Raw genomic sequence first — 14538 nt, 5'->3', positions numbered from 1 at the left:
ACTATATAAATGATATAATAAATGAAATAAACTGAATAATTCTAATAGATTTTATTTAGTTTATTTTTTAAAAGTATCATTGGAACCGTTTACATAACTTTGGAGGTGCAGCAAAAATGTTACTTGGAAAAAAGAGGAAGTTAGGAAGAGGAATCGAAGAAATTTCTGTTGGGGAAAAACTTACATTAACTGAGAAAATAGAGGATAAAGATTTATTATTGTATCTTGGACTTACAAATGATGCGAGCCCACTTTATATCCAGCATGATTATGCATCACAAACTCCTTATAAAAAGCCAATTGTTCCTAGTATTATGCTAAATGGTATAATAAACTCTGCCGTTTCTAAATATTTACCAGGTCCAGGAAGCCATATCCTAAAGCAGGATATCGAATATCTAAAGCCGGTATATCATTATGGAACTGTTCAGTTTTTGTTTGAGGTTACAGAGGTTAGCAATAGTAGTCATACCGTTCAAATTAAAGTACAAGGTACAAATGAAGAAGAAGAAACGGTTATACGTGGATCATTACTAGTATGTCCCCCACATCGCATTCAAGGTATGGATGGCGAAGCCCTTGAAAATTTTTAAGCTAATCTGAAAGTTTAAGTTTATCGCAGATTAACGGGCTGTAAGACCCCCACTTCAAGAAGTTGAGTTAAGAATAAATTTCTAAGTGGGGGATCAACAGCCCGTAAAAGCCCGATTGGTTCAACTAACAATCAGTGGGGGATGAAGGAAAACCCCCACTGATTGAAGTTTCACTTTATAAACGTATTAAAGTAAAGAGTGTTTTCAATTAAATATCTGCTATTAAGATCGCATACAAAAAACTAAGAAAGTATAACTATTCTAGAGTTTGAGAATTGTCTAGCTCCAGCGCCTACCCCCTCGAGGTCATAAGTCAGTCCGCCAAGAAAGTTAAAGAACAACTTTCCCGTCGGCCTGTCTTATGCTTGTCGGGGGTGAGCAAGGCGCTTGCGCTTTTCTTATTATCTTACTAAGAGATATGCAAAATTGCATATCTCTTTATTTGTTTTATTAGAATAACTTCTTTGAAGTTAGATTACTGTCTAGAGCAAGCATTCCCCCTGACGTACAGGACGTCTAGTGTCAACAATGCAACAAGATAAGGAAAGCTGCGGCGAATAGGCAGTTCTAAAGGCACTTCTTCTAATGTTGCTCTTGTTACAATTAGGTTGCCAGTATATATTATTATTAGGATGGTATAAAAGGGGTTTGGTTAGCTCAGAATTATAGAACTAAGGTTAGTTAATATGGTTTGGGCTAATTTAGGGGTAATACCGAAAAACGGAGGCAAAAATGGGGAAGAAAATTCTAGTTGTAGATGATGAACAATCAATTTTAACATTATTGGAGTACAATCTAAAGCAGGCTGGTTATGAAGTGATAACTGCTATGGACGGGGAAGAAGGAAAGAACCTTGCTATCCAAGAAAATCCTGAGTTAATTGTGCTTGATCTTATGCTGCCAAGGATGGATGGAATTGAGGTTTGTAAAGAACTCCGCCAAAATAGGGTAATGACCCCAATACTAATGTTAACTGCAAAAGATGATGAATTTGATAAAGTGCTTGGTTTAGAACTAGGTGCAGATGATTATATGACGAAGCCATTTAGTCCAAGAGAAGTGATAGCAAGGGTTAAAGCGATTTTGAGAAGAACCCAAGCACTAACTGAGACGATGGAGAAAATCGAAGAGGAATTAGATTATATTCAAATTTCAGGTCTTAAAATTTTCCCTGATCAATATGAGGCATATTTTGAAGAGAAATTAATTGAATTAACACCAAAGGAGTTTGAACTTCTGCTTTATTTAGCAAAAAATAAGGGTCGTGTACTGACGAGAGATCAATTATTAAGTGCGGTATGGAACTATGACTTTGCTGGTGATACAAGAATTGTCGATGTGCATATTAGCCATCTAAGAGAAAAAATTGAGCAAGATACTAAAAAGCCAATATATATTAAGACTATTCGTGGATTAGGTTATAAGCTAGAGGAGCCTAAATAAGTATGACGAAATTTCGTTCACGGCTCCTTTTTGCACTAATCACACTAATATCTGCAGTCTTAATCGGATTAGGTCTACTATTAGGGCAACTTTTCAAAAGTTATTATATAAATGCCTTTGATCAGCGATTAAATAAAGAAATCGAAATCGTATCAAGTTTTGTTGAAGAAGAGGGCGGTATACGATCTTTTAAAAATGAAACGATAGATAATTTTAGTGGGATGCTTGATGCTCGTGTAACAGTTGTAGATATTTCAGGAGCCATTATTTATGATAGTGGAAAGTTAAAAGAACCTAGCTATGAGGAACACCAAAACAATATTAATGATATGATCATGAAAAAAGGTAAAAATCATTATTTAATTGGAGATATTACCGGCGATGATTTGCAGTATTATTGGAAGCCAGTGTATCAAGCTGGTAAAATCGAGGGCTACATTTTTCTTAGTTCAAAAATGACTGAAATTAATAATGCTTATAAACAAATATGGTGGTTGCTAACGATTAGCCTAGGTTTTTCATTTGTTGTCATCCTTTTATTAGGTTCAAGGATTACAGCACGTTACACTAAGCCGATTGAATCAGCAACAAATGCTGCAATTGAACTTGCAAAGGGAAATTATCGAGCCCGAACATATGAGGATCATATTGATGAGACTGGAATGCTAAGTGCTTCAATTAATGTCTTAGCAAGGAACCTGCAGGATATGAGAAAATCCCAGGAAATGCACCAAGACCGGCTGGCAGCCCTTATCGAAAACATGGGCAGTGGATTGATATTAATTGATAGCAAAGGTTACATCAACATAGTGAACCGTACTTATAAAGAAATTTTTGTTTCAAATTCTGATGAATTCATAAATAAGCTCTATTATGAAGTGATTCAACATCGAGAAATCAGCTCATTAATAGAAGAGATTTTTATGACAGAGGAAAAAATAAAAAAGCAAATGATCATTCCTTTAAGAAGTAGGAAACGCTATTTTGAGGTATATGGTGCGCCGATTATAGGAACGAATGATGTATGGAAGGGTGTCCTTCTAGTCTTCCATGATATCTCGGATTTGAAGAAGCTTGAACAAATGAGGAAGGATTTTGTCGCGAATGTTTCTCATGAATTAAAAACTCCGATTACTTCAATTAAAGGCTTTTCAGAAACGCTTTTAGATGGTGCCATGGAGGACAAACAAGCATTAGAAGCTTTTGTAAAAATCATTCTGCAAGAGAGTGACAGATTGCAGTCGCTCGTTCATGATTTGCTGGATTTATCGAAAATCGAACAACAAAGTTTCAGTCTCACTATTCAGACATTTAATATTACAGACACACTTCATGAAGTGATTGCCATTGTAAATCAAAAAGCAATAGAAAAGGAAATACAGATTACATTTGATAAAGGGCATAAACCAATGCTCATTGAGGGAGATGCAGATCGGCTGAAACAGATTTTTATAAATTTAGTTTCGAATGCTATTTCTTATACTCCAAATGGAGGAAATGTCTCACTTTCAATATCGGAAACAGAAAAAAATATATTTGTAGAAGTAAAAGACACTGGGATCGGAATAGAAAAAGAAGAAATCAATAGAATATTTGAGCGATTCTATAGAGTGGATAAAGCTAGGAGCCGTAATTCTGGAGGAACAGGGCTAGGGCTTGCTATAGTAAAACATTTAGTAGAAGCGCATAAAGGAAAAATTCATGTTGTAAGTGAAGTTGGTAAAGGGACGAGATTTTTAATAGAATTGAATAAAAAATTTCCGATTAGCTAATGAATGGATGAAGTGGAAAAAGGGTGCTTTTTACATGATCTTAACAAATTGTAAACTTCTTCTTAATATATGGTTGCTACAATTATAAGTGAAATACCCTTTCATCCTAAAAATGAAAAAAGACGAAAGCATACCCCGCTTTCGTCTTTTTTCGTTATATAAATGAAACCTTTTTTAGAATAAATCGTATTAAATGTTATAAAAAGTAAAAGGAAGGGGAGAGAAAATGGTCAGCTTAAAGAAAATTTATACAATAACTGGACTTGTACTATTAATTATTATTTTAGGTATAACAGCATTTACTACATGGTATACAGTTGATGAATCTGACCAAGCCGTAATTTTAACTTTTGGAAAGGTTGAGGAAGGAATAACGGAGCCTGGTCTTCACTTTAAATTACCATGGCCGATACAAAGTGTTGAAAAGGTTTCTAAAGAAACCTTCAGCCTCCAATTTGGTAATGGAGGTAAAGAAGGAAAATCGAAAGACTTTCCTGAAGAAACAAAAATGATTACAGGCGATGAATACATAGTTCTAGCAGATCTAGTTGTGCAATGGAAAATCACAGATCCTGAAAAATATTTATATAATGCGCAAAATCCAAAAGAAATTCTTTATGATGCAACATCTGCTTCATTAAGAAGCATTATTGGCAACTCATCAATTGATAACGCCTTAACATCTGGAAAAGCAGATATTGAAGCAGATGTTAGAGATTTATTATCATCTCTGATTGAGAAATATGATATTGGAATTTCTATCCTAGCAGTAAAGCTTCAAGATGTTGAACTTCCGAATGAAGAAGTCCGTAAAGCCTTTACAGATGTAACTGATGCACGTGAAACAGCGGATACGAAAAAGAATGAAGCAAATAAATACGTCAATCAACGTATGAATGAAGTGAAGGGAGAAGAGGCTGCCATTAAATTAAAGGCAGAAGGAGAGAAAGCAGCACGCTTGGAAAAAGCACGTGGTGATGTTGCGGTTTTTAATAAGTTGTATGAAGAATATCGCAAAAATCCAGATATTACAAAAGAGCGCCTTGTTCTAGAAACACTTGAGCAAGTTCTGCCTAGTGCACAAATATATATCATGAATGATGATGGGAACACCATGAAGTACTTCCCAATTCAGCCACTTGAAAAAGAACTTCCAAAAGAAAATGAACTTCCAGAAGAAAAAAAGGAAGGAAGTGAAAAGAAATAATGTCTGATCAAAATGTAGTGAATATAAATGAACATGGCCGAAATAATTTTGAATGGAGAAAATATATTAAAGGCGGGATATTTCTAGTTATCCTTCTCATAGTGCTTGGGTTGATATTAAGTAACCTATTTATTGTTAAAGAGGGAGAATTTAAAGTAGTTCGCCAGTTTGGTGAAGTTGTTAGAATTATAGATGAACCAGGTCTTAATTATAAAATTCCGTTTGTGCAAAGTGTAACAACACTTCCAAAACATCAATTAACATATGATGTATCAGAAGCAGAGATTAATACAAAAGATAAAAAGCGGATGATTATTGATAATTACGCTGTCTGGCGAATTGAAGACCCAAAGAAAATGATTGCAAACGCTAGGACGTTAGAAGGTGCGGAATCAAGAATGGAAGAATTCATCTATTCTGTCACTCGTGCAGAGCTTGGTCGTTTAAATTATGATGAAATTATTAATGATGAGAAATCATCTCGCGGTTCATTAAATGACCAAATTACTGAAAAGGTAAATGATTTATTAGAAAAAGATAATTATGGAATAGTCGTGACCGATGTTCGGATTAAACGAACAGATTTGCCATCTGAGAATGAGCAATCTGTGTACACTAGAATGATTTCTGAGCGCCAATCAACAGCTCAAGAATATTTATCAAAAGGGGATGCAGAGAAAAATAAAATAATCGCTAACACGGATAAGCAGGTTAGAGAAATATTAGCAAAAGCTCAAGCTGATGCAGAAACGATTCGTGCAGAAGGCGAGGCAGGAGCTGCGAAGATTTATAATGAAGCTTTTTCAAAGGATCCAAGCTTCTATTCTTTATACAGAACTCTTGAATCGTATAAAAAGACAATTAACGGCGAAACGGTCATCGTACTGCCGTCTGATTCACCGTATGCCCGCTTACTAATGGGAAATATTAATTAATTCGAAACCGTTATTTTTCTTTCTTTGTTTGCTCATGGTAAAATAAAGAAAGAAAATAACGGTTTTTTGAGCTAATCGTAAATTCTATGTTTATTTTCATTTGATAGTGGAAGTAAAGGTTTCGATATTGTATCTGCTAAGGAGATCGTATAAGAAAATTAAGGCATTCGTCTAAAAGAACATGGCAAAAGCCGAGTTTTTCGAATAGGAGGGTTTCATTTGAATAAAAAACTAGTTTTAATTGATGGAAACAGCATTGCTTATCGTGCATTTTTTGCTTTGCCATTGCTGAATAATGATAAAGGAATACATACAAACGCTGTCTATGGATTTACAATGATGCTATCAAGAATTCTTGAGGATGAAAAACCTACTCATATCCTTGTGGCGTTTGATGCAGGAAAAACTACATTCCGCCATAAGACGTTTAGTGAATATAAGGGTGGAAGACAAAAAACACCTCCTGAATTATCCGAACAATTTCCGTTTATTCGAGAACTTTTGGACGCTTATAGGATTTCACGGTATGAACTTGAGAATTATGAAGCAGATGATATTATAGGAACTCTGTCACTTCAAGCTGAAAAAGACGGTTATGAAGTGAAGATTATTTCTGGAGACAAGGACTTAACTCAATTAAGCTCAAGTTTGACAACGGTTGCTATTACCCGAAAAGGGATCACGGATATTGAAGAATATACACCTTCCTATATTGAAGAAAAATATGGAATTACGCCAGACCGAATTATTGATATGAAGGGACTAATGGGGGATAGCTCTGATAATATACCTGGTGTTCCGGGTGTAGGTGAAAAGACAGCTTTAAAATTACTCAAGGAATTTGGGACTCTTGAGTCTCTTCTTAATTCTGTCGATCTTGTTAGCGGGAAAAAGCTGAAGGAAAAGTTAGAAGAATTTAAGGACCAGGCTTTAATGAGTAAAGAACTTGCAACAATTACGAGAGAAGCTCCAGTGGAAATACAAATTAGCGAGATAGAATATGAAGAATTCGACAAAGACAAGGTCGTTAGCATTTATAAAGAGCTTGGATTTAATTCATTATTAGACAAGCTTGGTGACGAAACAGTCGGTAATGATGAATTAAATCTAGAAGAAATTGATTTTACCATAGTAAAAGAAATAACAGAGGAAATCTTTTCTGATCAAAATGCTTTTTATGTAGAAATTTTGGAAGATAATTACCACTATGCAGATATTATTGGTTTTGCCATAGCGAATGATAAAGGCAACTTCTATGTTTCAACAGAGACAGCACTTGCTTCGCCAATTTTTAAACAATGGGCAGAGGATGAAAACAAGGAGAAAATTGTTTATGACGCGAAGAGATCAGAGGTCTCGCTGCGACATCATGGAATTCATTTAGCTGGAATAAGCTTCGATCTGCTTATTGCTTCCTACTTGATCAATCCATCCGAAACGATTGAAGATGTCGCATCTGTTGTAAAAAGCCATGGCTATACTTCAGTTCAATCAAATGAAGCTTTTTATGGAAAAGGAGCAAAAAGAAAGGTGCCAGCAGAAGACTTACTTGCAGAGCATCTTTCAAGAAATGCTGATGCCCTTATGTCTTTAAAGGATAAGTTGGACAATGAACTTCAGGAAAATCAGCAGGCAGAGTTATTCTATGATTTGGAATTGCCTCTATCACTAATTTTGGCTGACATGGAATCTACAGGGATTAAGATGGATCTCGACCGTTTAAGGAAAATGGGAGAGGAAATTCAAGTAATGCTTGTAGAAATTGAAGCAAGGATTCATGAATTAGCAGGGGAAAAATTTAATATCAATTCACCAAAACAATTAGGTGTTATTTTATTTGAAAAGTTAGGACTCACTGTGTTTAAAAAGACAAAAACTGGTTATTCTACGTCAGCCGATGTTCTTGAAAGGCTTGAACAGGATCATGAAATTATCAAGGAAATTCTTCATTACAGACAATTAGGAAAGCTTCAATCTACCTATATAGAAGGCTTACTTAAAATCGTGAATAAAGAAAATGAGAAAGTTCATACGAGGTTTAACCAGACTTTGACCCAAACAGGAAGACTAAGCTCGACGGATCCGAACCTTCAAAACATCCCAATAAGGCTTGAGGAAGGAAGAAAAATTAGACAAGCCTTTATTCCATCTAAAAAGGATTGGGTTATCTTAGCTGCGGATTATTCTCAGATTGAGTTAAGGGTGCTAGCCCACATTGCCGATGATGAAAAGTTAACTGATGCATTTAAAAAGGATATGGATATTCATACAAAAACAGCTATGGAAGTTTTCCATGTTAGTGAAGAGGAAGTCACTTCTAATATGCGTCGCCATGCCAAGGCTGTAAATTTTGGAATTGTGTATGGAATTAGTGATTACGGTCTGTCTCAAAGCCTGGGGATTACGCGCAAAGAAGCAGGCAAATTTATTGACCGTTATTTAGAAAGTTATCCAGGCGTAAAACAATATATGGAAGAGATCGTAAGAGATGCGAAACAAAAAGGATTTGTATCGACTTTGCTTCACCGTAGAAGGTATCTCCCAGAGATAACTAGCAGAAATTTCAACCTTCGCAGTTTTGCAGAACGTACTGCAATGAATACACCTATACAAGGTAGTGCGGCAGATATTATTAAAAAAGCAATGATTGATATGGCTGCTCGCCTAAAAAATGAAAACTTGAAAACAAAGCTATTGCTTCAAGTTCACGATGAATTAATATTTGAAGCACCAAAAGAAGAAATTGAAGTATTGAAGAAAATAGTACCCGAGGTAATGGAAAATGCGGTTGAATTAAAAGTCCCGCTAAAAGTTGATTTTTCATACGGACCAACGTGGTTCGATGCAAAATAGAAAATGAGAAACGCCTTAGGTACAATCGAAGTTCGAATAATTCTCTTACTGAAATAAGGTAAATTTATTAAACATTACTAAAAGAACGGAGAGGATTCGATGCCAGAGATGCCAGAGGTGGAAACGATCCGCCGAACATTACATGAATTAATCCTCAATAAAAAAATTGAGAGTGTTTCAGTTTTTTGGCCCAAAATTGTAAAGCATCCTGCAGAGGTTGGTCAATTTAAAGATGCCTTAGTTGGACAAAACTTTATCAATACAGGGCGTAGAGGTAAATATCTTATTCTTTATACAGATGATTTTGCCCTTGTTTCCCATCTAAGAATGGAGGGGAATTACGGACTTTTTAAGAAAATAGATGAGCCTAATAAGCATAACCATGTTATTTTTCACTTTATGGATGACACAGAACTTCGCTATAAAGATGTTAGGAAATTTGGGACAATGCATCTCTTTTTAAAAGGACAGGAATTTGACTTCCTGCCATTATCTCAATTAGGCCCGGAGCCTCTTTCCGAAGCATTTACGGAAGAGGTTTTAGCTGCAAAGCTTGCGAAGTCGAAAAGACATTTAAAAACTGCTCTCCTTGATCAAAAGGTCGTTGTTGGTTTAGGAAATATTTATGTTGATGAGGCACTTTTTCGAGCACGAATTCATCCTGAAAGACAGGCAGATAGCTTGACTAAATCTGAATTGACAAGCTTGCATAAGGAAATTATTTCAACATTAGCAGAGGCTGTTCAAAAAGGGGGGAGTACGGTTCGGTCGTATGTTAACACTCAAGGTCAAATCGGGATGTTCCAACTAGAGCATTTAGTCTATGGAAGAAAAGGTGAAAACTGTAAAGTATGCGACAGTGAGCTTGAAAGAATTATTGTTGGTGGCCGTGGCACAGTATTCTGTCCTACATGCCAAAAAAAGTGAATTTTTTCTAAAGTTTAGACACTGATTGAGGAGGTTCCGCATTTCGTTGTCTAGCTTCACAAGGAAAGCTTCGAAAGCATACACATCGCACGACCAAAAGACAGCTTTTGGGAGGACGTCGCATTTTTGTCGACCTCGAGGTCATAAGCCAATTCGTTACAAAGGTTAAAGAACAACCTTTATGCCGGCTTTTCTTATGCTTGCCGGACTTGCACAGGATGTGCCGACGTCGACGTTTGCCACAGGACGTGGCAGTTTTTAGTTGACCTTCCTCTTCAAGGTACCTCAGCATTTCGTATAACATTGGATAGGCTTCACCCATATACTATCTTAGCGATTGACAGGGAGGAGTTCTATCCAAATGATGCATACAATTTCACTTCTAATACTAGCGTTTGCTGTCAGTATTGACAGCTTTAGTGTTGGATTAACTTATGGCTTAAGAAAAATGCGTATCCCATTTAAATCAATTGGAATAATCGCGTGTTGCTCAGCAATTGCATTAATGATTGCAATGACGATCGGCCATATTACCATTCAATTTTTATCGCCTGCATTTGAAGAAAGTATAGGGGGAATTATTCTTATATGTCTTGGTGCCTGGGTACTTTTTCAATTTTTTCGTCCTGAAAAAACAAGGGATATTCTTCCGCATGAAAAAACGATCGTTAATTTTGAAATAAAATCATTAGGATTAGTCATTAATATCTTAAAAAAACCAATGTCGGCAGATTTTGATAAATCGGGAACGATAACAGGAATTGAAGCTTTAATGCTTGGGCTTGCACTTTCGATTGATGCATTCGGTGCTGGAATTGGAGCGGCTCTGCTTGGCTATTCTCCGTATTTATTAGCACTATCTGTTGCGATTATGAGTTCAATGTTTGTTTACTTTGGCTTAAAAGTGGGATCAGTTTTCTCTAATAGCGGTTGGATTCAAAGGTTCTCGTTTGTTCCTGGACTTCTATTAATAGTAATTGGGATTTGGAAAATTTAACTATAGGAAGGTCTTGTCTATGTCCATTATTATTGGCTTAACAGGTGGAATTGCAAGCGGGAAAAGTACCGTTTCTTCCTTACTAATTGATAAAGGTATTACTGTTATTGATGCAGATTTAGAGGCTCGTTTAGCTGTTGAAAAAGGTGAAGAAGCATATGATGAAATCATTGCACACTTTGGCAATCATATTTTGCTTGAAGACGGATCTATTGATCGAGGTAAACTAGGCTCGATTATTTTCCATAATGAAAGTCAGCGTTTAAGGCTAAATAATATTGTTCATCCAGCAGTGAGAAAAAGAATGTTAGCCAAGAAAGATCAGGCTATTGCTAATGGTGAAAAATTGGTCATATTAGATATTCCGCTCTTGTTTGAAAGTAAGCTAACCTACATGGTGGATAAAACGATATTAGTTTTTGTTGACGAATACAATCAATTGGAGCGTTTAATGAAGCGTAATCAGCTTTCGAAAGAGGAAGCGCTCGCGAGAATTAACTCGCAAATGCCGTTAAAGGATAAAATCCAGCTAGCAGATGCAGTTATTGATAATAGCGGAACAATTAAAGAAACCGAACAGCAATTAATTGAGATATTAAATAAATGGAATGCATTGTAAAAGAGCCTAAAAAGGGCTCTTTTTTTATGTGATTTTAAATTATGTACATTAATAAGTTTATTAATATGTCTGAATTATAAAACATTAAAAATCCATATTTTAATCATTACAAATGTCCATTAATATGTTATACTAATTGCATCAGATAACAATAAAAAGTATAACACTTATGCGGAAGGAGCCGTAAAATGAAGGCGAAAATTGCAATTAACGGTTTTGGAAGAATTGGACGAATGGTATTTAGAAAGGCCATTCTTGATGATAAACTTGATGTGGTTGCCATTAATGCAAGCTACCCTGCTGAAACTTTGGCACACTTAATAAAATATGATACAAATCATGGACGATTTGAAGCAGAGGTTATTCCCGAAGATGGAGCGCTTATTGTGAATGGAAAGCGTGTTCAATTATTGAGCAACCGTAATCCTCAGGAGCTTCCTTGGAAAGAATTAAATATTGATATTGTGATAGAAGCAACAGGTAAATTTAACTCTCGTGATAAAGCAGCTCTTCATTTAGAAGCTGGTGCGAAAAAGGTTATCCTAACTGCACCTGGAAAGAATGAAGATGTAACGATTGTTATGGGAGTGAATGAAAACGCATTAAATATCCAGGAACATGATATCATTTCAAATGCATCTTGTACGACTAACTGCTTAGCGCCTGTAGCTAAAGTTCTAGATGAGCAGTTCGGGATTGAGAATGGATTAATGACGACAGTTCATGCATATACAAATGATCAGAAAAATATTGATAACCCTCATAAGGACTTGCGTCGTGCTCGTGCATGTGCTCAATCCATTATTCCAACTTCAACAGGAGCAGCTAAAGCATTATCATTAGTACTTCCTCATTTAAAAGGAAAGTTACATGGGATGGCTTTACGTGTACCTACGCCGAATGTGTCTCTTGTTGATTTAGTTGTGGATCTAAAATCTGATGTAACGATTGAACAAATTAACGAGGCATTTGAACAAGCCTCTAAAGGTGCATTACATGGCATATTAGATATTACTGATGAGCCTTTAGTTTCAATTGACTTCAATACAAATGAGCATTCAGCTATTATCGATGGATTATCAACAATGGTAATAGGATCAAATAAAGTAAAGGTTTTAGCTTGGTATGATAATGAGTGGGGCTATTCTTGCCGTGTTGTTGACCTTACGAAATATGTAGCACAAGAGCTTCATAAATCTACTGCTGTAAATGTAGGTTAATTAGAAATGCGTTACCACCTTCGGAACAATCAAAGTTCAGATTATTCTTGTGAAGGTTATTCAAAGTAGTTTTCCTTGGTGCTAACCTGACAATCACAAGACTTGTCTGAAGAAGACATTATTTGTCTTGTAGAAGATATTGGTTTTGGCACGAGTCCCTAGGAGCCGAAACTAGACAAGCTTATGATGGCCTGCCAGTCAACAAATGGCAGGCCTCATTTGTGTTGTTCTACATTTCCATATCGTTTTGAATTTAATTTTAGCCTTATACAAAGGGACTCACTTTAGTCCTTTCACAATTTTTCAGAAATCATATTGCAAAAAGAAATTAAACAAAGTATACTAGTCCTCGTGAACTTCTTTATTTTGTTTATAGTAGCTACTTAAAGGGTTAGGACCTCTTTGGACTAACTTTCCCCCGTGGTAGTTATCTGGAAATTAAGAATTTCATTATTATTGTTAAAGGGGGAAATTTGAATATGGAAACGATGGGTCGTCACGTAATCTCAGAACTATGGGGATGCGATTTTGAAAAGTTAAATGATATGGATTTTATTGAGCGTACTTTTGTGGATGCAGCTTTAAAGTCTGGAGCTGAGGTTCGAGAGGTTGCTTTCCATAAATTTGCACCTCAAGGTGTAAGTGGAGTTGTCATTATCTCTGAGTCCCATTTAACTATTCACAGCTTTCCTGAACATGGTTATGCCAGCATTGATGTATATACGTGTGGTGATCTTGACCCTAGCATTGCTGCGAATTTTATTGCAGAAGCGTTAGGTGCAGAAACGTGTGAGAATATTGAAATTCCACGAGGTATGGGTCCAGTTCAAGTTAAACAAGTAAATGCTCTATAATTTGACAAAGAGTAAAAATTCAGAGGTGTATTGATACACCTCTTTTTATTTTGTTATCAATTAAAAATAGCACAAGGTGTTAGACATATTCTCAAACGCGAGAAAAATTATACTTAATCTTAAATAAATAAATAAATTGTCTGACTTTATCCTTTAATTTAAGACCACTAGTCAATTCTTCATAGTCAATTCTTCAAAAAAGCTGTGAATTGTTTTCCCTTTAAGTATTGGGCTTTTTTCAATAAAATAGTACAATAAAGGTATCTCAATTCTTGGCTAATATGAATGACTTAATTTTTTGGATACTGAAGTGGGTATGAATTTTCGATAAGGTTTCTGCTAAAAAGATCGCATAAGTAAAACTAAGGCATTCGCCGAAAGGACTTGGCGAACGCCAAGTTTTTCTAAATCGAATAGAATCCGGAGCTGATTGAATGAAATGTCCTTCATGTCAAAATAATAATACACGTGTTCTAGATTCCCGCCCGGTTGATGATTATAGGTCTATTCGTCGAAGAAGGGAATGTGAGGCGTGTGGATATCGTTTCACAACTTTTGAAAAAGTCGAGGAGATTCCACTTATTGTTGTAAAGAAAGAGGGAACAAGAGAGGAATTCAGCCGTGAAAAGATTTTGCGCGGTCTAATTAAAGCATGTGAAAAACGTCCTGTTGCGCTAAAAGAGCTAGAAGAAATTACTTTTAGTGTCGAGAAAGAACTGCGCAGCAATGGTGTTTCTGAAATTCAAAGTGAATCTGTTGGTGAAATGGTTATGGATAGACTTGCGAAAATCGACGATGTTGCCTATGTTCGATTTGCATCTGTATATAGACAGTTTAAAGATATAAATGTTTTTATTGAAGAATTAAAGGAATTAATGAAGAAAGAAAAGGAATAATCCTGATTAATTCAAAATGTAAATGTTTGAAGTTAGAGAACTGTCTAGCTCCAGCGCCTACCCCCGACGTATAGGACGTACGAGTGTCGACAATGCGACAGGACGTCGCGTTTTTGTCGACCTCGAGGTCATAAGCCAGTCCGCCAAGAAGGTTAAAGAGCAACCTTCCTGTCGACCAGTCTTATTCTTGTCGGGGGTGAGCAAGGCGCTTACGCTTTTCTT

Annotated in this window: 12 protein-coding genes; all 12 read left to right on the top strand. The window is 36.0% G+C overall.

The features are described from left to right. Positions 1–116 precede the first annotated feature (116 nt). Positions 117–593, top strand: coding sequence for a MaoC/PaaZ C-terminal domain-containing protein (locus KHA94_RS15395; RefSeq protein ID WP_213103000.1), 477 nt, complete (start codon positions 117–119; stop codon positions 591–593). Positions 594–1325: 732 nt separating this feature from the next. After that, the gene (locus KHA94_RS15390) at positions 1326–2036 is read left to right on the top strand and encodes a response regulator transcription factor (protein ID WP_213102999.1); all 711 of its coding nucleotides are present in this window, start codon (positions 1326–1328) and stop codon (positions 2034–2036) included. Positions 2037–2038: 2 nt separating this feature from the next. Continuing rightward, positions 2039–3808, top strand: coding sequence for a two-component system histidine kinase PnpS (gene pnpS, locus KHA94_RS15385; RefSeq protein WP_213102998.1), 1770 nt, complete (start codon positions 2039–2041; stop codon positions 3806–3808). A 226-nt stretch (positions 3809–4034) separates the two neighbouring features. After that, the gene (hflK, locus tag KHA94_RS15380) at positions 4035–5015 is read left to right on the top strand and encodes an FtsH protease activity modulator HflK (protein WP_213102997.1); all 981 of its coding nucleotides are present in this window, start codon (positions 4035–4037) and stop codon (positions 5013–5015) included. Beyond that, positions 5015–5950: a protease modulator HflC gene (gene hflC / locus KHA94_RS15375; RefSeq protein WP_213102996.1), complete on the top strand. Its 936-nt coding sequence runs from the start codon at positions 5015–5017 to the stop codon at positions 5948–5950. The genes hflK and hflC overlap by 1 nt, the downstream gene beginning before the upstream one ends. Positions 5951–6169: 219 nt before the next feature. After that, the gene (gene polA, locus KHA94_RS15370; RefSeq protein WP_213102995.1) at positions 6170–8803 is read left to right on the top strand and encodes a DNA polymerase I; all 2634 of its coding nucleotides are present in this window, start codon (positions 6170–6172) and stop codon (positions 8801–8803) included. Positions 8804–8902: 99 nt separating this feature from the next. Then, complete coding sequence (mutM, locus tag KHA94_RS15365) at positions 8903–9730, top strand: DNA-formamidopyrimidine glycosylase (protein ID WP_213102994.1); 828 nt, start codon at positions 8903–8905, stop codon at positions 9728–9730. Between the two features lie 361 nt (positions 9731–10091). Beyond that, on the top strand, positions 10092–10727 hold the full coding sequence (gene ytaF / locus KHA94_RS15360) for a sporulation membrane protein YtaF (RefSeq protein ID WP_249365510.1): 636 nt from the start codon (positions 10092–10094) through the stop codon (positions 10725–10727). Positions 10728–10746: 19 nt separating this feature from the next. Next, complete coding sequence (gene coaE, locus KHA94_RS15355) at positions 10747–11346, top strand: dephospho-CoA kinase (RefSeq protein WP_213102993.1); 600 nt, start codon at positions 10747–10749, stop codon at positions 11344–11346. 188 nt (positions 11347–11534) lie between these two features. Further along, positions 11535–12566: a glyceraldehyde-3-phosphate dehydrogenase gene (locus KHA94_RS15350; protein WP_213102992.1), complete on the top strand. Its 1032-nt coding sequence runs from the start codon at positions 11535–11537 to the stop codon at positions 12564–12566. 479 nt (positions 12567–13045) lie between these two features. Beyond that, positions 13046–13420, top strand: coding sequence for an adenosylmethionine decarboxylase (gene speD / locus KHA94_RS15345; protein WP_213102991.1), 375 nt, complete (start codon positions 13046–13048; stop codon positions 13418–13420). Between the two features lie 434 nt (positions 13421–13854). Continuing rightward, positions 13855–14316: a transcriptional regulator NrdR gene (gene nrdR / locus KHA94_RS15340; RefSeq protein ID WP_213102990.1), complete on the top strand. Its 462-nt coding sequence runs from the start codon at positions 13855–13857 to the stop codon at positions 14314–14316. The last annotated feature ends 222 nt before the right edge of the window (positions 14317–14538 follow it).

This window comes from Cytobacillus citreus, from assembly GCF_018343665.1.
Lineage (GTDB): Bacteria > Bacillota > Bacilli > Bacillales > Cytobacillaceae > Cytobacillus > Cytobacillus citreus.
The sequence above is the reverse complement of the archived record's forward strand: the minus strand, read 5'-3'. Positions and strand labels throughout refer to the sequence as shown.

Coding starts and splice junctions, on each gene's coding strand:
- KHA94_RS15395 (WP_213103000.1), top strand. CDS start 117: ATGTTACTTGGAAAAAAGAGGAAGTTAGGAAGAGGAATCGAAGAAATT.
- KHA94_RS15390 (WP_213102999.1), top strand. CDS start 1,326: ATGGGGAAGAAAATTCTAGTTGTAGATGATGAACAATCAATTTTAACA.
- pnpS (WP_213102998.1), top strand. CDS start 2,039: ATGACGAAATTTCGTTCACGGCTCCTTTTTGCACTAATCACACTAATA.
- hflK (WP_213102997.1), top strand. CDS start 4,035: ATGGTCAGCTTAAAGAAAATTTATACAATAACTGGACTTGTACTATTA.
- hflC (WP_213102996.1), top strand. CDS start 5,015: ATGTCTGATCAAAATGTAGTGAATATAAATGAACATGGCCGAAATAAT.
- mutM (WP_213102994.1), top strand. CDS start 8,903: ATGCCAGAGATGCCAGAGGTGGAAACGATCCGCCGAACATTACATGAA.
- ytaF (WP_249365510.1), top strand. CDS start 10,092: ATGATGCATACAATTTCACTTCTAATACTAGCGTTTGCTGTCAGTATT.
- coaE (WP_213102993.1), top strand. CDS start 10,747: ATGTCCATTATTATTGGCTTAACAGGTGGAATTGCAAGCGGGAAAAGT.
- KHA94_RS15350 (WP_213102992.1), top strand. CDS start 11,535: ATGAAGGCGAAAATTGCAATTAACGGTTTTGGAAGAATTGGACGAATG.
- speD (WP_213102991.1), top strand. CDS start 13,046: ATGGAAACGATGGGTCGTCACGTAATCTCAGAACTATGGGGATGCGAT.
- nrdR (WP_213102990.1), top strand. CDS start 13,855: ATGAAATGTCCTTCATGTCAAAATAATAATACACGTGTTCTAGATTCC.